Source organism: Actinokineospora spheciospongiae, from assembly GCF_000564855.1.
Taxonomy (GTDB): Bacteria; Actinomycetota; Actinomycetes; order Mycobacteriales; family Pseudonocardiaceae; genus Actinokineospora; species Actinokineospora spheciospongiae.
In genome coordinates this window covers 1-19,571 of the sequence record NZ_AYXG01000122.1, presented here as the reverse complement: position 1 = coordinate 19,571, position 19,571 = coordinate 1, and the positions used below count along the sequence as shown (strand labels likewise).

The 19,571-nt window shown below is 64.7% G+C and carries 20 protein-coding genes, 1 tRNA gene and 2 pseudogenes; 12 read left to right on the top strand and 11 right to left on the bottom strand.

The window, feature by feature from the left end; translation table 11 throughout:
* Positions 1-107 precede the first annotated feature (107 nt).
* The 3 genes and pseudogenes from UO65_RS16905 to UO65_RS38120 all read left to right on the top strand — a co-directional run bounded on the left by UO65_RS16905 (position 108) and on the right by UO65_RS38120 (position 1,400).
* The gene (locus UO65_RS16905) at positions 108-806 is read left to right on the top strand and encodes a serine hydrolase (RefSeq protein ID WP_233427653.1); all 699 of its coding nucleotides are present in this window, start codon (positions 108-110) and stop codon (positions 804-806) included.
* Between the two features lie 95 nt (positions 807-901).
* Positions 902-1,150 (top strand): annotated as a pseudogene (locus tag UO65_RS38990) (MrcB family domain-containing protein); the annotation flags it as partial.
* 76 nt (positions 1,151-1,226) lie between these two features.
* Complete coding sequence (locus UO65_RS38120) at positions 1,227-1,400, top strand: hypothetical protein (RefSeq protein WP_233427648.1); 174 nt, start codon at positions 1,227-1,229, stop codon at positions 1,398-1,400.
* Here the strand turns inward: UO65_RS38120 and UO65_RS16900 are convergent, their stop codons facing one another.
* On the bottom strand, positions 1,401-1,685 hold the full coding sequence (locus tag UO65_RS16900; protein ID WP_035283591.1) for an Lrp/AsnC family transcriptional regulator: 285 nt from the start codon (positions 1,683-1,685) through the stop codon (positions 1,401-1,403).
* A gap of 82 nt (positions 1,686-1,767) precedes the next feature.
* On the opposite strand from UO65_RS16900, the gene UO65_RS16895 reads away from it, so the two are divergent.
* A complete protein-coding gene (locus tag UO65_RS16895; protein ID WP_035283590.1) occupies positions 1,768-2,196 on the top strand; it encodes a YbaB/EbfC family nucleoid-associated protein in 429 nt (142 codons plus the stop codon).
* A 68-nt stretch (positions 2,197-2,264) separates the two neighbouring features.
* A tRNA-Leu gene (locus tag UO65_RS16890) sits at positions 2,265-2,351 on the top strand.
* Here UO65_RS16890 and UO65_RS34685 read toward each other — a convergent pair.
* The 5 genes from UO65_RS34685 to UO65_RS16860 form a co-directional block, all read right to left on the bottom strand.
* Complete coding sequence (locus tag UO65_RS34685; RefSeq protein ID WP_084175715.1) at positions 2,330-4,084, bottom strand: recombinase family protein; 1,755 nt, start codon at positions 4,082-4,084, stop codon at positions 2,330-2,332. The genes UO65_RS16890 and UO65_RS34685 overlap by 22 nt on opposite strands.
* A gap of 150 nt (positions 4,085-4,234) precedes the next feature.
* Positions 4,235-6,343, bottom strand: a complete 2,109-nt coding sequence (locus UO65_RS16875; protein ID WP_052021270.1) for a cell division protein FtsK — start codon at positions 6,341-6,343, stop codon at positions 4,235-4,237.
* A complete protein-coding gene (locus tag UO65_RS16870; protein ID WP_035283585.1) occupies positions 6,340-7,047 on the bottom strand; it encodes a hypothetical protein in 708 nt (235 codons plus the stop codon). The genes UO65_RS16875 and UO65_RS16870 overlap by 4 nt, the downstream gene beginning before the upstream one ends.
* Positions 7,044-7,370, bottom strand: a complete 327-nt coding sequence (locus UO65_RS16865) for a hypothetical protein (protein WP_035283579.1) — start codon at positions 7,368-7,370, stop codon at positions 7,044-7,046. The genes UO65_RS16870 and UO65_RS16865 overlap by 4 nt, the downstream gene beginning before the upstream one ends.
* Entirely contained in the window at positions 7,367-7,708 is a 342-nt protein-coding gene (locus UO65_RS16860) for a WhiB family transcriptional regulator (protein WP_035283577.1), read from the bottom strand. The genes UO65_RS16865 and UO65_RS16860 overlap by 4 nt, the downstream gene beginning before the upstream one ends.
* A gap of 336 nt (positions 7,709-8,044) precedes the next feature.
* Here UO65_RS16860 and UO65_RS16850 point away from each other — a divergent pair, with 336 nt between their 5' ends.
* The 3 genes from UO65_RS16850 (at position 8,045) to UO65_RS16840 (ending at position 10,442) form a co-directional block, all read left to right on the top strand.
* Positions 8,045-8,428 carry a helix-turn-helix domain-containing protein gene (locus UO65_RS16850; RefSeq protein WP_035283571.1) on the top strand — a complete coding sequence of 128 codons (384 nt, stop codon included), beginning with the start codon at positions 8,045-8,047 and terminating at the stop codon, positions 8,426-8,428.
* A gap of 113 nt (positions 8,429-8,541) precedes the next feature.
* Complete coding sequence (locus UO65_RS16845) at positions 8,542-10,095, top strand: hypothetical protein (RefSeq protein ID WP_035283569.1); 1,554 nt, start codon at positions 8,542-8,544, stop codon at positions 10,093-10,095.
* A complete protein-coding gene (locus tag UO65_RS16840) occupies positions 10,092-10,442 on the top strand; it encodes a hypothetical protein (RefSeq protein WP_035283567.1) in 351 nt (116 codons plus the stop codon). The genes UO65_RS16845 and UO65_RS16840 overlap by 4 nt, the downstream gene beginning before the upstream one ends.
* Here the strand turns inward: UO65_RS16840 and UO65_RS16835 are convergent.
* Positions 10,439-11,497, bottom strand: a complete 1,059-nt coding sequence (locus tag UO65_RS16835) for a transcriptional regulator (protein WP_267880604.1) — start codon at positions 11,495-11,497, stop codon at positions 10,439-10,441. The two genes, UO65_RS16840 and UO65_RS16835, sit on opposite strands and share 4 nt — an antisense overlap.
* Before the next feature lie 195 nt (positions 11,498-11,692).
* Positions 11,693-11,869 (bottom strand): annotated as a pseudogene (locus UO65_RS38630) (helix-turn-helix domain-containing protein); the annotation flags it as partial.
* Between the two features lie 168 nt (positions 11,870-12,037).
* Between UO65_RS38630 and UO65_RS16830 the strand changes: the two are divergent.
* A complete protein-coding gene (locus UO65_RS16830; protein ID WP_035283564.1) occupies positions 12,038-12,550 on the top strand; it encodes a hypothetical protein in 513 nt (170 codons plus the stop codon).
* Positions 12,551-12,624: 74 nt separating this feature from the next.
* Positions 12,625-13,161 (top strand): hypothetical protein, encoded by a 537-nt coding sequence (locus UO65_RS16825; RefSeq protein ID WP_152552127.1) that lies wholly within the window; start codon positions 12,625-12,627, stop codon positions 13,159-13,161.
* A 60-nt stretch (positions 13,162-13,221) separates the two neighbouring features.
* On the opposite strand, the gene UO65_RS38625 is transcribed toward UO65_RS16825, so the two are convergent.
* From UO65_RS38625 to UO65_RS35890, 3 genes are all read right to left on the bottom strand, one after another.
* Positions 13,222-13,344, bottom strand: coding sequence for a hypothetical protein (locus tag UO65_RS38625; protein ID WP_267880603.1), 123 nt, complete (start codon positions 13,342-13,344; stop codon positions 13,222-13,224).
* 695 nt (positions 13,345-14,039) lie between these two features.
* Positions 14,040-14,849, bottom strand: coding sequence for a hypothetical protein (locus tag UO65_RS35895; RefSeq protein ID WP_152552126.1), 810 nt, complete (start codon positions 14,847-14,849; stop codon positions 14,040-14,042).
* Positions 14,842-16,416, bottom strand: coding sequence for a P-loop NTPase family protein (locus tag UO65_RS35890; RefSeq protein WP_152552125.1), 1,575 nt, complete (start codon positions 16,414-16,416; stop codon positions 14,842-14,844). Before UO65_RS35890 ends, UO65_RS35895 begins: the two co-directional genes overlap by 8 nt.
* A 722-nt stretch (positions 16,417-17,138) precedes the next feature.
* On the opposite strand from UO65_RS35890, the gene UO65_RS16815 reads away from it, so the two are divergent.
* The gene (locus UO65_RS16815; protein ID WP_035283598.1) at positions 17,139-17,468 is read left to right on the top strand and encodes a trypco2 family protein; all 330 of its coding nucleotides are present in this window, start codon (positions 17,139-17,141) and stop codon (positions 17,466-17,468) included.
* A 510-nt stretch (positions 17,469-17,978) separates the two neighbouring features.
* Positions 17,979-19,571, top strand: a 1,593-nt coding sequence (locus UO65_RS16810; protein ID WP_200873388.1) for a P-loop NTPase, incomplete at its 3' end; no start/stop codon positions are given.

Below are 19,571 nucleotides of genomic sequence, written 5' to 3'. Positions count from 1 at the left end.
CCGTGTTCGCCCCGAGGACGATCAGGAGGATGTAGACGACCTCGATGATCGCGACCACCTGCCCCGCTACCGGCTTCGACTGCGACTTCCAGAACCGCATCACCGCCGTGAAGACCTACGTGGCCCACCGCCCCGGAACCGTCGGCATAGTCCTCCGAGACCGCCAAACCGGCGCCGTCTGGCACAACGAACACGCCGAAGACCCCACCTGGACCGCCAGCACCATCAAACTGGCCATGGTGGTCGACCTCCTCCGCAGGAACCGAGAGGGAACGGTCACCCTCACCCCCACAGACCACACCAAGATCATCGCCATGCTCCACAGCTCCGACGACGACGCCGCGACAACCCTGTGGACCAAGTACGGCGGCCCCGACCACACCCTGTGGAACAAGGCTTTCCCGATGTACGGCATGACCACCCTGACCCCGCAGAGGGGCTACAGCCAGACCTACCCCTACTGGGGCTTCCAGAAGTGCACCACGGCGGACCTCGACCGCCTCATGACCCACGTCCTGGACAAAACCCCCGCCGAGGACAAGGCGTACATCGTCAAGAACATGCGCACAGTGGCAGCAAACCAACAGTGGGGCGTCTGGGGCGCGGGCAAAGCAGCCACCCCAGGCAACAAAGACGGCTGGTCAGAAGAAGACGGCGGCTGGGTCATGAACACGGTCGGCTTCGCAGGCCCCGCCGAGCGCTACACCCTGGCCATCATGAACAACCTCACCAACCAGGGCGCCTACGACGAGGGCCGAGCCACAGACACGGAGATAGCCCGCCTCCTCTTCGAAGGCCGCTTCTGACCCACCTCGGCGTGCAATCATGTTGAAGTGATGCGAGAAGTGTTGCATGAAGTCTAGACCTGAAGCAGCACTACAGCCCGAATACAACAGACCACATGCTCCGCCGGGGCACCCCCATCTGCAAGAACATGGTCGGCTGGCTCCGCACTCACCTTTCCGATCTGCGGACCCCCACCCTCACCGACCTGGCCGTGGACGCCAGCGACGGGGTTAGTCGTCGCAGTGAAGTCCCCTGGGTGAGGGTGCATTCGCTCAGCCGCTCCCCCAAGGCCACCGAGGGCCGGTACGTCGTCTACCTGTTCGATGCACCCGGCGATTCCGTTTTCCTGACCCTCATGCAGGGCACCACCATCTGGGTGGGCGAGACCGTGCACCCGCCCCCTCCCGGAGTTGCACGCGAGCTCGGCCTAGGCGAAGACCGTGGACGCATCACAGCTGTCCACCCACACCATGCTCATCGTCGCCGCACCCATCACCCTCGACCGCAGCACAACCCCGCCGACCGCCACAGGCGGCACCCTCCGCGTGTGCCACCCCTGGCTCGCCACCCCGACGAACCTCACGCCCATCTCGTACCGCCACCGGGGCGAGTGATCAGCTCTCGTCGACACCGATGTCGAAGGCCACGTCCGTGTCCTGCTTCGAGTAAGACCGGAACGCGATGTGCGTGTCCGTGTCCAGCACCCCCGGCACCTTGCTGATCGCCCCCGGGATCAACCGGGCCAACTCCTCGTGCTCAGCCACCCGCACCACCGCCACCAGATCCACGTCCCCGGCGCACGAGTACACCTCGGCAACCCCGGGGATGTCCGCGATCGCCTGAGCGGCCTCCGGAATGCGGTCCGTAGCAGCCCGCACCAACACGATCGCGGTGATCATCCCGCCCCCTACCCTCAGTCGACTAAGCCCACCCTAGAGCAGCCCAACGCTACGCTCACCCCACCCGAGGAGGAGGCACCCCATGCAAACCCCAGACGAATGGCTCGCCGACTTCGAGTCCAAGGTGGCAGACCTCCAGCAGAAGGCAACCGAGTTCAAGAAGAACATCGAGTCCGCCGGAGCAGTCGAACGCTCCGCCGACGGCTCGGTGACGGTCACGGTGGCCCCCAGCGGAGCCCTCCTGGACCTCCACCTGACGGACAAGGCCATGACCAAGTCAGCGGAGGCCCTCACCGCCGAAATCCTGGCCACCACCCGCACCGCCCGCCAACAAGCCGCCCAAGAGGTAGCCACAGCCTTCACCCCCCTCGGCGGCGACAGCGACATCGTCCAGCGCATCCCCACCCCTGACCCCACCACGCCCGCCCCTCGCGCCCCCGCCTCCCGCCCGGCAGAGGACGAAGACTTCACGTCGACCCGCATCTACAAGGACGAAGACCAACGCTGGTGAACCCCTGCGAGCGGCAGGGGAGCGGTCCGCTATGCTCTCACCCGCACCGCGAGGACAACCCCTCGCAAGTCCGGGTGGCGGAATGGCAGACGCGCTAGCTTGAGGTGCTAGTGCCCTTAACGGGCGTGGGGGTTCAAGTCCCCCCTCGGACACCATCGTTAACCACACGCGGAGAGGCCGTCACTTCGACGGCCTTTTTTTCGTGGTCATACCGCAGGTCAAGCCGCAGATCCGCGTACAGCTTCGCCAGCCGCTCCGGCCGTGCCGTGCTGATCGACCCTGCCGTCTCCGCGAGCGCGTCGATCATGGCGTAGACCTCGGCGGGATCGAAGGCACTCGCCGATCGCGTGATGGCCGCGACTTCGGCCCGTGCCGCCTCACGCTGGGCTTGCGCGGTGTTGATCGCCTCAACCAGCCCGGTGGGGTCGACTCCGGCGCCGATCGCCGCTTGGTACCTGCGCACCTTGTCCTCGGCGTCGGCCAGTCGAGCGCGGGCGGCGGCGCGGCCGTCGTCGGTGGTGCCCTGGGAGCCGATCAACGCTCGGACGGTCTCGTCCCGGTTGTCGGGGTGGAAGATGGTGCTGATCCAGTCGTTGATCGCGGGGACCACCTTGTCCTCCCGCAGGTTCACCGTTTTGGGGTGGTCGGCCAAGGCTGGTGATCCGGGGGCGATGGTGCGGGCGATGCACCGGTAGTAGTTGCCATTGCGGATGGTCTCGCCTTGCATCTTCCGGTCGCAGATCACGCACCGGACGTGGCCGCGGAACAGGTAGGTGCGCTTGGTGGTGGTGCGGGCGCGTTCGAGCTTGGCGATGCCGGTCATGCCGCCAGCCGCGCGGGATCGGCGGATCAACTGGGCTTCGGTGAAGGTCTCGACGGACACGATTTCGGGGTGGGCCTGGGTGCGGGATCGCACGATGCGGTCCGGGGTCGAGCGGCGGAAGCGGGTGACGTTCCCGGCCGCGACGTCGTCGGGGTCGAGGAGGGTTTCGTGTTTGGTGGTGCGGCCGAACACGGCGAATCCGGTGTAGCGGGGGTTGTCGAGGATCGCCCGGACGGTGCTGCCCTGCCAGCCGTCGGCAAGGCGATGCCGATTCTGCTCCGGCCGCCGCGCCGACGGGCACATGATGCCGTCGCTATTGAGGTTGGCCGCGATTGCCCGATCTCCGTTGCCTTCGAGATATTCGGCGAAGATCCGGCGCACCACCTCAGCCGCGGGCGCGTCCACGGCGAGAAGGCGTAGCCGGAATCCCTCAGCGGCTTTGCGCGGGTTGGGGTGCGGGCCACCGTCCACGGTCATGTACCCGTAGGGCGCCCGGCCGCCCTGGTGGCGTCCCTCGTTCACCACCTGCGAATCCATCGCCGCCCGCACCCGGGCCTGCACATGCTGGCGTTCGGACTCGCTCATGCCCCCGAGCACACTCATCAGCATCTTGTGCGAGGGGTTCCGCGCGTCGAACTTGCCGCCCAACTCCGGCACCCACAGCTCAACCCCGTACGCGGCGAAGCGGGGAGCGACCAGCGAGAACTGATTGCCGAACCAACACCGCGTGCCCTCTCCGACCACCAGGGCGTTCCACTCTCGCCGGGGGTCTTTCAGCGCCGCGAGCAGCCGCGACGCCTCGGTGCGCCGCTCCCAGGGGACGGATCGGGACTGGCCGATGTCGAAGAAGTCCGCGACCACGGTCGCGCCGAGCGGTTCCACGAACTTGCGGGCGTTGCCGAGCTGCCAGCCGTGGGAGGTCTCCGGGTCCTGGTTGTCTTCGGTGGAGCAGCGCCCGTAGAACGCGATGGGTCCGATGCCGTGCTCGACCTCGGCGGTGTCCACCTCCAACCCGAGTAGTTCATCCAGCATCGCCCACGGGTTCGGGCTGATTTCAGTAGTCATCGTGTCCCCCTTCCGGAGGCGGTTCAGGGGCCGCCACCGTCGTCAGCTCGACCAGTATGGCAAGAAGTGTGCGACTCGCTCTCGGGTTCAACCTGGGAGGATGGTCCGGAACGTGGACCGTGATGGCGCGGTCATCGTCCTGACCTGCACTCATGCGCTGTCAGGCCCGGCTTCGACCAGGGAGCCGAAATCGCCACGTCGCGCGCGAGCCACCGCTGTCCGGATGTCCTCGGTGAAGTAGCCGCGAACCCGCCGTACCTCGCCGTCGTCCATCGGGGTGCGGTTGCGGGTGGGCTTGCAGTCCAGCGCCGCCATCTGCCGGGCGAACGCTGTCGGATCGGCCTTCAACACCTCGGCCAACTCAGCCGTCGGTACGAAGTCCCGTACCTCGATGTCCTCACCGAGGTACGCCACGACCTCGGCAAGCGGTTCGGGGAGCCCGTCCGGTCGCCACACGGGTTGGTTCGTCCCTGTTCCCGCGCCGATCGCCTTCGCCACCGCCGCGTGGTCCAGCACGGGCGCGGTGTCCTGTCCAGCCGCATGTCCGGTGAGCGTCCCGGCGGCCTCCCGCAGCGCACGACCGCGCTGGCAGATGGTTCGCCAGTCCTCATTGGGCATGTAGTAGGTCCGCACCGTCAACGCCAGCACTTCGGCCCCGGCTTGGGTCTCCCCGTCCGGTCGGAGGATGCCCACGCCCTTGTGCGAGGCCAGCAACCGGGAGCTGTCGTACCCGCGGGTGTTCATCTGCTCCCCGAGGACGATGTTGGAGTCGCGCCAGTCCATGACCCGCAGCGCGAACCGCGACCCCAGCACCGCCCGCAGCCCGGACGGGATGGTTTTCGAGTCCGGCCGCTGAGTGGCCAGCACGAGCACGATCCCCGCCGCTGGTCCCTTCTTCGCCAACCAAGTCAGCAGTTCTCCGACGTACTCGCCCGCGGTCAGCTTCTTGTCCTGCACCTTGACCGGTGTCCGGTCCTCCAACGGCACCTGGACCTCATCAATGAACAGCGCCGTGATCGGCATCCCCAACGCGACGTCCCGCGACATCGCCGGAGTCACCTTCGACTCCGGGCACACCACGTCATCCAGCTCCCGCATCCGCCGGTACCGGCCTTGCACCTCCGACACCAACTCGATCAGCCATCCGAGCAGCGCGAGCACGTGTTCGGACTCGTCCCCGGACATGAACCGGTGCGCCACCGCCCCGGCCGCGTCCCAGTCCTTCCCGGCCTTGAAGTCCGCCACGTACAACCGCGTGTACGGGTCCAAGATCAGCCCCGCCGCCGCCAACCGCGCCGCGAAGGTCTTGCCCTGCCTCGGAATCGCCCCTACCAACATCGACGTCCACACCAGAGGCAAGTCCACCCGCCGATCCCGCGCGTCCCGCCCGAACGGCACCGCCCGCCACGCATCCCACCTCGGCGCATCCAACAGCGGTGTCGACAGCGGCGGAGTCGCGTACGGGTCCTGATCGGCAACCCACATCGCCACCCGCCCCGCGTGCCCACCGTTCCCGCGAACCCGCTCCACGCTGAGCTGGACCTCATCCACCGCCAGCGCGGACGCCAACGCCTCCCGGTTGCGGATCACGTCCGCCGCCTTCCGCGTCGCCGGAAGGTCGACCGTGACCGCCCACCCCTCGCCGACGCGCATCGCGCGTTCGACCAGCCGCAGCGTCTCGTCCTTGCCGATCAGCTTCGCGTCCCGGAACGCGTCCACCAGGACTTGCGGGTCCATCGTCCACGTCAACGCCCGCGGCCCACCCAGCACCGCCTTCCGTCCCGGACTGCCCTCCTTCCGTCGTCCGAGTACTGCCAGCCCCACCGCGCCGATGCCGCCGAGCAGCCACAGCACCCAGTCCCCGTAGACCAGCCGCACCACCAGGCCTACGACCGCGACCACCGCCACCAGGGCGCCGGTCACCTTCCACCGGAACAGCGTCAGCGCCCGAATCGCCTCGAACTTGTCCGCCAGCTTCTCCGACCCCTCCGCGGCCTCCCGGTAGTCCCGCACCGTCACCCAGCCCCGCCACCACCGCAACGCGGCGACCAACCCACGGACCACCGCCCCGAGGAACCGCCACGGTGACCGCAGCACCGCCCACGCCAGATCCCGGAGCATCTGCGCCCGGTGCGGCCGCGAGGTCAGCCACAACGGAGCCCGCCGAGCCCACCACCCCGGCCGCACCGACACCGGCGCGTCCTCGTCCACCAACTCCGCGTCCAGCACCGCCCGCACCGGCGAGTTGTCCCCGTTCATGCCCGCACCTCATCCGCGAGCGCCCGAGCCAACCGCGACGACAGCCCCCGCGAGCACCCCGACACCTCACGCACCCACGCCGGTGTCACCTCCACCCCCGGCGACCACGCGGCCCGAGCGTCAGCGAGGTAGTCGGCGAACAGCTTCCGTGAACGCGCCCCTACCTCGTGAACCTCAGCGTTCACGACCGGACCACCAGCCGCGCTAGCTGCGATAACAGCCTCAGTCAGCTTGTCCCGAAGGTCCGTGATCGCCTCCGCAGCAGCGAACACCACCAGCGGCGGAACCGAGTGCAGCACCACCGCGGCGACGTCCCGAGCCACGAACGACTCCCAGGTGTTCATGACATAGGTGGCCGCGAGCGTGAACCACTTCGCCCGCCGCACCCACGCCCCCGTGGCCACCCGATACCGAGCGGTCACCTGCTCCGCCCGCAAGATCGCCAACAGCACCAGCGACACCGTCGGGTCCAGCACCCACGCCGCCACCCACCGCAGCGACCACGCCGCCGCCGATCCAGCCGCGAACTGCTGAACGTTGGTCATCGTGAAGGCCAACCCCAGCACGATCCCCGACCAGCACATCCAATCCACCTGACGGCGCACCCGCTCAATCCCGAGCGCCACGACGTCCGGGTGCGCCAGGTGCGCCCGCACCTCCGCCGCCTCAGCGGCCGACCGCGCCAACTCCTGCGCCCGGTTCATCGCCGACCACCCCGCCGCCGACGCTCCGAGTGCGTCTCCACCGTCAACGCCCGCGTCAACGTGAACGCCGAGAACAGCGCGGGCACCCCCAGCACCGCCAACAGCACCCACGGCGACCCCGGGTGAGCGATCACCACCCACTGAACCCCGACGATCAACCCCGCGTTGAACAGCACCCGCCCGCCGAGCGACACCAGCCGAGCACCGCCGCGCGCCTTCTCCGCCGCCGCCCGAGCCCGCCGAGCACCCGCCCGCCACACCCACAGGAACGCCAGCAGCACCCCGACACCCGCCACCACCTGCACCGCAGTCAGCTCGATCATGCGTGCTCACCCCGCTCCACACGCTCACCGCGCCGCAACCAGTGCGGGTACAGCTCCCGCCGCTCGTCCTCACCGAGCGCACCCCACACGCCGACCGTCGACTCCCCGGCCGTGCGCAGCTCCAGTTCCAGGCACTCGTCCACGACCGGGCACCCCGCGCACAACCGAGCGGCCAACGCCCGATCCGTCTGCGCCAACCCCGTCCACTCCAGCGCGTCCCCCGCCTCGTAGACCTCCATGCACGCCCCGCGAGCGACCACGACGTCCCCAAGCACATCCGAGGGCACCCACCGCAGCCGATCCAACCGCCACGCGATCCCCACCAGCGAGTCCGTCACGCCGCACCCCCACGCAGGTGCCGAAGCACCTCGACAACCGGCACCCGACCCCGGCACGTCCGGACCACCCCGGCCCGCACCGCCCGGTGAACCACCCCCGGGTCAGCCCCGAGCACCCACGCCGCCTCACGAACCGTGAGGTCCGTCTTCCGCCCGATTCCGGGCAGCCTCGTCCGCATCAGAAATGTCCCTTGATATTGATTTCAGCAACATAGTGTTGAAATCAGCTTGAGTGAAGGTGTGTTTGTCCGCCACGCCGACGGAATGCGCGCCAACGCGCCGCAGGAAAGTCGATGAGCGCTAATCTCGGCGCTGAGGCGGAGCACGGAGGAATAGGTGTCGGAAGACTGGGCGGCGGTCGCCAAGGCGATCAACGAGCGCGTGAACGAACTCGGCTGGCGTCAGCGAGAGCTGGCCGAACGCTCCCAGGTGTCCCAGGCGATCGTCCGCGAGCTGCAACACCACACCGTCGAACGACGCCGCAGCGCCCGCACCCTCGAAGCCCTCTCCACCACCCTGGGCCTGCACCCCCAGCACCTCAACGCCGTCCTGAACAACCAGCGCCCGCCGCACCCGGACGAGCCCGTCGACGACAACGCCGACCGCCTCATGTCCCGTTTGGACGCTCTCGAACAACGCCTCGCCGAGATCGCCGACCGCCTCGACACCATGCAGGGCGACCTGTCGACCGTGGCCGACCACGTCCGCCCGAAGCGCTGAGGACCAGGTGTTTTCCATGCCCTGAATTCAATGCCGAACGGGCCTCGCGCCCCATGCACCGCCAGTGCAGTTCCAGTGCATCGCCAGTGCACATTCCGGGGGGAAGCACAGTCATGGACCAGTCGACCGGGTGGACCGGCGAAACCGCGTGCACGCTCCAAGCGGCACTGCGCCTGACCAATGAGGCATTCGCCGAACACCTCGGCGTAGCCGTCCGCACGGTCGCCGCATGGCACCAACGGCCCGCCATGAAACCCAAGCTCGACATCCAACAGGCCCTCGACACCGCCCTCCGTCAAGCACCAGAAGACGCCCGCGCCCGCTTCACGACCCTCACCAGACCAACACCAGTCGCGCCCGCGCCCCTTGCACCGGAGATCGCCCAACGCCTGACCGGCGACCACCACATCGGCGCCGCCCTCGACTGGCTCGACTGGCACGCCCGCTGGGACCTCGGCACCGCCCGCGCCCAAGTCGCCGACCGCGTCACCCACCTCAACGTCCGCGACATCCGCGAGCGAGGCATCCGCCGAGCCCGAGTCACCCAACGCGACATCGCCGACGCCCTCACCGCCTACTACGGCACCGCCACCCGCTACTCAGCCCGCTACGGCGACAACACCGCCCACACCAGCATCCTCACCACCCCGGACTGGCTGGACCTCAACGTCGCCCTCACCGGCCCCGCCGACAACATCACCATCGGCTCCGGCCTCCCCGACGACGGCCCCACCCTCACCGCGACCGCCGCTGACGCCGCCGTGACCCGCATCGCCGAAACCCTGGCCCTGGGCACCCGCATCACCGACAACCCGCTCTACCGCCTCACCAACGCCGACATCACTCCCGGCCGCATCAACGGCACGTTCGGCGTGGCCCCGTTCATGGAGTACGCCCTCACCCTCGACCTCCTCGAAGGCGAGCTGGTCGACGCCCTCGCCGAAGGCCGCCCCACCACCCCCGGAGCCCTCCCACTCCGAGACGCCCACCTCCCCACCTCCGAAGCAGTCCACGACCTCCCCAACCGCCTCTGCGCTGGCGGCGTCTTGGCCCTCACCGCCATAGCCCGCCCCGCCGACCACCGCGGCCCCGCCGACTACCTCCTCCTCATCCAAGAACGCTCCGGCCACGTCATCAACGCCGCCCGCCGCCTGGCCGTCATCCCCAAGGGCTTCCACCAACCCCTCACCGACCTCCGCGGAGACGCCCAACTCGGCGCCACCCTCCTCCGCGAAACCGAAGAGGAACTGTTCGGCCGCGGCGACATCGACGGCACCCTCGGCGACATCCGCACCGCCGACCCCATGCACCCGAGTCGCCTGTCAACGCCCCTGGCCTGGCTCCTCGCCGAGCCCGACCGCCTCCGCATGGAATGCCTCGGCTTCGGCCTCAACCTCGTCAGCGGCAACTACGAGTTCCCCAGCCTCCTCGTCATAGAAGACGAACAATTCTGGGCAGACCACGGCGGATCAATAGAAGCAAATTGGGAATCAGCAAACCTCCGCCGCTACTCCACCCACGACCCGGACCTCATAACCGAACTCCTCAATGAGGTAGCGTGGAGCAATGAGGGCCTGTTCGCCATGCTGCAAGCCCTCCGCCGTCTCAACACAATCGGCGGCAACCGCGTGAACCTGCCACACATCGAATGGGAGATAAGCAAGTGACCCACAACTGGTCAACCGGCAACGCCGAAGACGACGGCGCCCCCACCCGCGGTTGGCTGGTAGGCCACTTCATCGACCCCAACGAAGGCGTCCGCTCCCAAAAGGACGTCGAAATCAAGTGGGGTATCCACCCCCCGGGCGACAAGCGCGCCGACTGGACCGCCGACGACCAGCGAACCACCCTGGTCATCCTCATCAGCGGCCACTTCCGCGTGGACGTCACCGGCGGCTCCACCACCATGACCCGCCAAGGCGACTACATCATGTGGGGCCCCGGCGTCGACCACTCCTGGGAAGCCCTCGACCAGTCGATCGTCCTCACCGTCCGCTGGCCCTCTGCCACCTAACCCACTGCCCACTCCACCGCAGGCAACTCCACCCGGTCCCCGCCGATCTCCCGCAACCGCCGAACCCCCAACAACAGCGCAAACAGGCCCTCATTGCTCCACCGGTCATCGGCAATGAGGGCCTTTATGCTGTCCGCATCCCGCGTCGAATACAACATCAACCCCGCCGACTCCCAGTTGGCTTCGATCGATCCGCCGAACTCCTCCCAAAACTGCTCATCTTCCACAACCGCCAACCCGGCGAACTCGTAGTTCCCGCTCACCAAGTTCAACCCGAACCCCGTGCACTCCACCCGCAGACGTTCCGGCGCTTCCATCAACCACCGCATCGGCGCCGACAACCGATCGGGATGCATCGGCGCCGCCGCACGCACGCCCCCAATCGTGCTGTCCAACTCGCCGCGCCCGAACAGCTCCTCTTCCAACTCCCGCAGCACCGTCGCCACCAGCCGAACGTCCGCCCGGACATCGTTCAACGGCCCGTGGAACCCCTTCGGGATCACCGCCAACCGCCCCGCGACGTTGACCACCTGCTGTGACCGCTCCTGAACCAACACCACGTAGTCCCCACCAGGCCGCGCGATCGCACACAACGCAGGCACCCCGCCCACGCACAACCGCCCACCCACGTCGAACACCGAGGCCAGATCGGGCAGTAGCGCCCGCCGCAGCCCGAGTTCCCCTGCGGTGACTTCGCGCTCCAGTACATCCATCGTCAGCGCGTAGTCCACAAACGACGCCACTTCCACCCGGCCCTCGACAACACCGGAAGCCACCGACACCTCCACCAGCCGGTACAACGGAGAGTCCGTCAGCCGCCCACCCGACGCCGCCGCGTCCGCCAGCCGCCGCGCCGCCCACTCCGCCGCCACCTTCCCGAGCTGCCCAACCTCGAACAACGACCCCACCGACAGCTCCAGCCCATCCCCAGCTACCAGGGAACGCCGCAGATCCAGCCACCCCGGCCGCGTCGCCACGCTGGTCACCACCTCCACACCGCCCACTACGGCCCGGAAAACACCCGCGTCCGACCCACCGCCGTAGAACGTTCGCATCGCCTCAGCAACAGCCCGCCGTCCCAGGTCCCGACCAACCGCACCGTTGTGGGCGCCTGACTCCACCCGTGCCCGACACGTCCCCGGCTCCCAGCCAGCTCGCGCGTCCACCCACGCGCACCACTCCGCCAGCTCCCCAACGGCAACAGCCGAGACGGTCTCGCCGTCCACCAATCCACAAACCTCCGCCAAACTGCACCCCAGCTCCCGAGCCAGCATCGGCCGGACATGCGGCATCGGCATGTGTTCACCGGACTCCCACGTCGCCACTGTCGTGCGATCCACACCCAACGCCGCACTCAGGCTCTCCTGGGTGTGCCCAGCGGCCTTCCGTGCCGCAGCCAACTTGGCTCGCCGCTGAAACTGACCCATGACAACCCCTCTCTGGCATCGGTCCCATCACCGTAACAGCCGAAATCGGCCCTACTGGTCGAACCGTGCCCACCCCACGGAGCCCCCACACCGCTCCCGTGGCCTCTCCAACCCGTCGCCGGTTGAGTCGGCACCACCGATTCCACCTACGAAACGCACGGAGACCCAATGCGCCCCCGCCTGCACCTGCCGACCCTCATCGCCACCGCAGGAATGCTCGCAGCGTTCGCGTTGGTTCAGCACCACCGCACCCGCCCGCCCGGCTTCCCCTACCTTCACGAAGACCTCTACGCACTCATAGACCTAACCGAAAAGATGGCCGCAAACCTTGCCAACGGTACCCTCGACCCGCTCCAGCTCGACAACCTCGAAGGCACCGGCCGTACCGTCCTCGACTCCTGCCGCTGGCTGGCCAACAAACGTGCAATCGACCCCGCAACCTGCGACGCGCCACCACTCCAAGCGAATTTCATCCACGCCAACCTGAACAGCTTGGTCACCATCTGCCGCGACATCCTCGACACACTCGCCAGCAAGCCCCTGTCACGCGACACGGTCACCCAACTCTCCGACGTCTACACCGACGCCATCACCTCCCTGCGTTGGCTCCTGAACCACTTCCACACCCCAATCGGAAAGCTCCTCCACAACGACCTCCGCAACACCGCGGAGGCCAAGTAAACATGCCCACGCCCCGATACCCGCGCGTTCCCTACGTCACGGCCTGGAGCCACGAAGTCACCAAACCCCCGCCCGTGATCCGCCTCCTCGGCAACCGAGGCATCTCCTACCCCGACGAAATGATCGGCGACCGCGACTCCCGCGGCATCCTCTGGGCACGCACCCCACTGGCCCACGGCCAGGGCACCCCCGAATTCGGCCTCGTCCACGCCGCCCGCCAACGCCGAGCCATGCGCAAACTCCTCTGCCAAGTCTGCGCAGCCCCCGCCGATCAAACCGACGACGGCATCCTCTGGGTCCTCCTCGACCATCGCACCGACTGGCCCAGTTGGCCCACCGGCATGGGCGTGACCGAACCCCCGATCTGCGCGCCCTGCCTGACCATCTCCACCCGCGCCTGCCCCGCCCTGCGCAAAGGCCACGCCATCATTCGCGCCACCCACGCCCCACTCGCAGGCGTCCACGGCGCCCTCTACGCCCCTTCACCCACCAGTCCCCGACCCACACCTCTCGGCCCGGAGACCCTGCACTACGACAGCCCCCGCCTGCCCTGGCTCCTCGCCTCACACCTTGTCCGCGAACTGCTCGACACCACCATCCTCAACCCCTGACCCACGTCCCCAGGACACCCCATGCCCACACCCCGGAGCCTCACCTCCAGCGCCCAACTATCAACCACCCCACACGTCCGCATCTACCACCGCGGCCACACTTTCCGCCTCGCCAAAGGCGACATGCTCATCGCCGTCTTCCGCGGAACCGTCATCGAACAACACCGCCACCTGATCATCCACGACCACCTACCACCCGGCCCCGTTACCGAAGGCCCCCAAACCCCTATCGCCATCATCCCCACCCCGCCCGGCCACCATTGGGCCGACACTAAAGCAATGCACACCATCGCCCACCACTGGCTCAACAACCTCCTCTGAAAACACCACCCATGCCCAACCCCGCCGGCCGCAGTTTGGCCTTGGGCCACAAACTTGCCATCGTGCGCCACCAAGCCGAACTCACCGCCCGCCAAGCCGCCCACCGCCTCGGTAGATCAGCAGCTACCCTCAACAACCCCACCCGTCTTGCGCAGTAGACCATTACCCAAGAGACACCGTAGCCCTCATCTCTTATCTCCTGACCAAAAATACCAGCGGCTGAACTCTGGGACAGGACATACCCTTTGCATCACTTCGCTACCTTGGCTCAAGGCTTGCTCAGTTGAGCATGGGACAGCCATCAGCAACCTGTCCCAACTGTGTCTTTGCTGGTCAGGGCAAGGTTTGCTTGTCCCAACAGCTGTTCGGCAGGACAAGCAAGGGACAGCACGTTAATGGTGCGGTCTTGTTCGTGGAAATTGCCTAGCTACTGATAGTGGCTACCATTAGATGAAGACGGCCATGGATGCTTTGGATGCGTAATTGACGGGTCAGGACAGACTGACGGACTCAATTTGCCAAATTCGGGTGATAGATTTCTCCGGCGGGCTCGCGATTCAGACTAAATGATCATATATCTTCTTCGGGCCGAATTTTCCGCTAGCGTTGTCTCTGTCGCTCAGAAATAGTTGAAGTAGCTTCCGAAAATTGCCTCGATCTAAATTGTAGTCACGAGCAAGAATCCCTCCGTTTTTCCATCTTTCTAAAGTTGAATCAAACAGAAATTGATTCATTTCTTGCGCCATAGTTCGACACGTCATGGCAACCTCATGCAGCCGAGGCAAGTCGATATCGACGCTCATCCTTCCCCCACCTGATGATAATCCTAACGCCCTGACGTTTGCCGTCCCGATACTCCCGTGCGCGTGTACAGCGGCGTGACGAAGGTGGCAAACAGAATCAAATTTTTCGATCGCGACGAAAGCGGCACTGCCTGGCTTTATTTCAATACCAGTAAGTTTCTTTATCGCTTGAAGTAGCTCTTGTGATCCAGCTAAACTTTTTCCTTCAAACAGGCCATAAGCCATCTCCGAAGGACTATAGTACTCTAAGCTCGCAAATGGAATCGCATGTGTTCCTGCATGGCGCTTTGCAACTGAACAGATATTTAGCAACCCCGCGATTATTCCTCTAACGTAACTTTCGGCAGCGCTAGTGTGTCCTAAGAGTAATAGGCGACCGAGCACGGGATGGGTGTGCAAAAGGCCGGGGTCGCCAACAATTGTAATTGCTTCAGCGGCATCGTAGTATTGGTCGATCGGGGAATCGTTGCTTTTTGAGAGTGGTCGACATGCCGAATTAATATTGATTGTTGTAGCTGGGCTCGTTCCACAAACCCGAAATGCTGGAGCCAGGTGGTTAGACACTTACGTACTCCTCGGCGGCCGAGAAGATTCGTTTGGCCCAAATCGAGCCGACGTAGTGCCCTCGAAGCAACTGCTTGAAATCAACATCTAGAAGTATGTCTTGGATAGTCGCAAGATTAGTTTTGGCCAAGGCTTTCTTCTTTGCCTCAGGAATAGGAAGATCTGAGACTGGCCGTTGTAGCATTTCTTTATAAAGCGATTTGTCAATCAGCGGCTTACCGCAACGCATACAAAATTGCGCGTCCTCGCTTACGCGCGGAGTGTCGCAGTTAGAGCATGGAGTTAAATTGAGGGTGCAACGAGATCGGTAATCGTTGCCTAAGTATGTTTCTGGCTTACCTCGCACAAGTAGAGATGAAGGACGTTTCGTCAATGAGATAGTAATCTCACGCGTAGAGGGGCTTCGCCCTAGGCTTAGAGCATTACTTGCAATTACGAAACCTGAGTGTACTTCATATCGTTCGTACACGTCACTACCGCGAGACTGGGAATCTAATTGACGAATTATTCCAGCGTACGCCATTAAGTCCGTAACTTGCTGAAACTCTTTTGTTAGTGGGCGCCGGACTCCAACGGTAGTTGTTTTTTGATGTATTGTTTTGTTAGTGTTAATCTGAGCCAACCGCTCAATAAAAGCTCCTTCAAGCCTACGGCCTTCCACGATCAAGTTTGAGTATCGCGGAATTTTTTCACCCGTACTTTCGAAGACGCCGCGCACAATAGCCACATTTCGCTCAATGCTAGAGTCTGTCCGACGCCTTTGAGGTGCGATATGTTTCCCCGCGTCTTCATCAAGTTCGAGTACCTCCTGAAGCATTGTAAGGAAACTGCGAGGCATTCCAAATGATGCCAAAGCCAAATAATTCAGCAAACCTAGTCGGTCTTTTTCGAACTCCGCAACGATTTCAGCAGGCAATCTCCTGGAGACAATTTCGCGCATTGTTTCAAGGTAAGCCGGGTCATCAACTCGATACCAAGCTTCGAGAATTTCGGCGTCATGCCCGATATGCATATTTGACGAGTAGTTAGTTACGCCCGGATAAACAGCAGCCTTTGGTGCGACAGATCGCGTCTTGAGTTGTCTAAAGATCTCGAAAAACTCGCGTTGCTGTTGAGCGGAGAAGGTGTGTGCGGCATCATCGAACAAAAGCACGGCCCGCTTGCGACGTACAAATTCCACCTGCTCATTAATAAATGCTATGAGCTGCGTCGGTGAAATTCTAGGAATTTCGGTCGGTATGTAACCGACTTCCAGATCATCAACCAGCCTGTGAGAACTGGATATCATGGACCGCAGATAAATTGGAGACGGTATATCCGCTTCGATCTGAGTCTGCTCGAGACCAATTACGACCTTCGCAATTACCCACTGGCGAAATAAATCTACAGCATCTGGACGTGACTTAAAAATGGGTTCGATTGCAAGATGCTTGGCATAATTGACATAGACCGGAAGAACGTCCGAGCTATCGAGCGCTTGATAATACGCGAGGCGGATCATTGTCGACTTCCCGCAACCGCGCGGACCAGAAATGAGCTTGGCCCCAGTAGATTTCAACTTGGCCACTACCCGTTCCTCACGCGGAGATAGGGCGGTCCAGGACTCGAGTTGAGAGCGCGAAAGGTGCTCTGCCCGAGTCTCAAACAAACTGGTCGAAAGTTCCTCAGGTACCATCGTCGCTCTTCACTCTGTGATGAATTGGTGCAAGTTGACCAGATTGTACCCTGGTTCTCGCCCTGCGACTATCAGTATCGCCGCAAGGCGTGTTGTTGTTACACTGCATGTGCGGATCTTCAATAGATATATTTTGTAACTGGGCTTGCCATTATATGCATTAACTGAACACTGTGGTGCTTAACGACTAAGTCGTCCGATAGCTCTTAGCTTATCGGCGGACCCTATGGCCGACAACCTACGGTCAATCTCATGGCGACTCCAGGCGTAGGCAGTGCTCGGGAGCGGCCCCAAGTACTCGCTCTAAATTGAGCGTCGGTAAGTATGAAATATTCAAGTTCACTTGATGATGAGCGTTGTGGTTAACGAGCAGCTACGGCCTCGGATGCTGGAAATCGTTTTCATTAGCGGTTTCGAGAGAGTAAGCTGGAATCTGGCTGGCTACCGGCTACTGCCTGGCTGTGGGCAGTGGGTTTCATGCTCGTCTTTGCCCGTTGCGGCGCATGGCTGGTGGTCTAGACCGAGCCTCTCGCCCGGCCACCCGCCAGAGATTCTTGTGGTGCCTGTCGTAGTGGTGCTGTTACGTGGTGGCGTGGTCTGCGATGGTACGCAGTATGGAGATCGAGTTGGCTGATGCTGTGGCCGCACTGCGTGATGAGTTGATCGAGGCCGCGACGCGGGGCAGGAGTCCGTGGGTGTCATTCACGGTCGGGCCCATCGAGTTGGAGTTCGCCGTCGAGCTGAAGAAGGACACCAAGGCCAAGGCCGGGTTCAAGGCATGGGTGGTGTCCGGCGACGTCGAAGCCGGGGCCGCGCGGGCGGTAACGCACCGGGTGAAGATCTCCCTGACGGCGAAGAACGCGGCTGGGGGTGATGTGCAGGTCGGCAGTCAGGCGGACCGGCCTGATGGTCCCGGGGACACCTCCCGGCGTGTCGAGGACTGAGCGGTGGAGCGGGAGCGGGTCGCCGCGGTCGCCCGGGACGGGATCTGCGGCTCGGGGTATGCGGTTGCCCCGGGTCTGGTGGTGAGTTCGGCACACGTGTGCGGCCCCACGGGGACAACGGTGTCCATTTGGCGCCCGGCAGGCGGCAGGACGGTCTCGGGGACTGTGGTGTGGGCTGGGGACCCGGCAGGGCCCGCCGACGCTGTCCTGGTCAAGGTCAACACCGCTGATTTCGACGTGAGCACACCGGTGCGGTGGGCTCGGTTCGGCACTCGTCGCACCGCGCAGGTGTGTGAGTCGTGGGGTGTCCCTGATGGGGTCCAGGGTCCGCTGGGGGCACCGCAGGAGGTTCGCCAGGTCACCGGGTACATCAACCCCGGTGACAGGTTCGTGGGCAATAAGCACACCATGACTGTCACCGGCCACCCCTACACAACGCTGCCCTCCGGTGATTCACCCTGGGCTGGGATGTCCGGGGCCGCTGTCTGCCTCGGCGACACCATAATCGGCGTGGTCTCCCACGACCCGGCCAATGCCCAACACGGCGAACTGCTGGCCGTCCCCGCCTACGTCCTGTGGAACGACCCCACCTTCCGGTCCGCACTCGGACAGCCGGACGCGCGCCTGGACAGCGTGGAACTCACACCGCTGTCCGCCACCACAACGACCGCCATTCCGACCCCGTCCGCATTGTTGCTGGCCCGACACGAAATCGTGCCCTGGCAACCCCGCACCACCCTGATGCGCGACCTGCTGACCTGGGCCGACCAACCCGGACCAGGTGTGTGGCTGCTGCACGGACCGGGAGGGCAGGGGAAAACTCGCCTGGCCCTGCAACTCAGCCATGAACTCTCCGCCCGGTGGGCGGTGTTCTGGCCCTCACCCGACAAACCCGCCGAAACCATGCAGATCGTGGGTCAACTCGCCCGCCCCACCCTCATCGTCCTCGACTACGCCGAAACCCGCCCCACCCAACTCCGCACCATCCTGACCGTCCTTCCTGCCACCGCACAGGTCAAGGTCCTGCTGCTCGCGCGCACCGCGGCGGGATGGTGGGAGGACCTGCCCGTCGCCGACGAACGCATCGCAGACAACCTCGCCACCGCCAGAACCCACCCCCTCGAACCGCTGCCCGCCACCGAGGCCACCTACCGCGACGCCATCACCGCCTACGCCACAGCACTGCCCCAAGTCCCCGGCCTCGACCACCACCCCTGGGCCGACATCGCTGCCCGCCTACCCGATCGCGACCACCTCGACCACCCACTCACCCTGCACCTCACCGCCCTCGCCGACCTCCTCGACACCACCCTCCCCCCAGAACAACGAACCCCAAACACCACCCCCGAAGCCCGCGTCCTCCTCCACGAACGCCGCTACTGGCACAAGACCGCCGCCACCATCCCCGCTCTCGCCGCACTCAACAGCACCACCCTGCACAACGTCATCGCCCTCGCCATCCTCGCCGGACTCACCGGCCCGGAGGACGCCGATCCCGTCCTACGAACCCTCCCTGGCCTCCCCGCTGACCCCAACCCAACCCTGCACCACCTGACCGGTTGGTTGCGCAGCCTCTACCCGCCCACCACCCCAGGACGATACTTCGACAGCCCCCAACCCGACCGCCTCGCCGAACACCACGCCGCCCACCAAACCCTGAACACCCCGAACTTCACCAACCAGCTCGCCGCGACCGCCACCGCTGACCAAGCCACCACCATGCTCACCGTCCTCACCCGCGCACTCATCCACACACCCCATCCCACCCAACTCGCCCATCACATCACCACCCTCATCACCACCCACTCACACGCCCTCGCCCCACCCGCCCTCACCATCACCACCCAAACCGAAACACCCCAACCACTCCTCACCGCTCTACACACCATCACCACCAACCCCGACACACCCACCTCCCTCGTCACCACCCTCACTGACCTGCTGCCCCACAGCACCCGACGCCTCGCCCATCTCGCCACCGACCTCACCCAACGCCTCGTCCATTACCACCGCACCAACCCGGATGCCCACCTCCCTGACCTCGCCATGAGCCTCAACAACCTCTCGAACCGGTTGGGTGAGGTGGGCCGTAGAGAGGAAGGG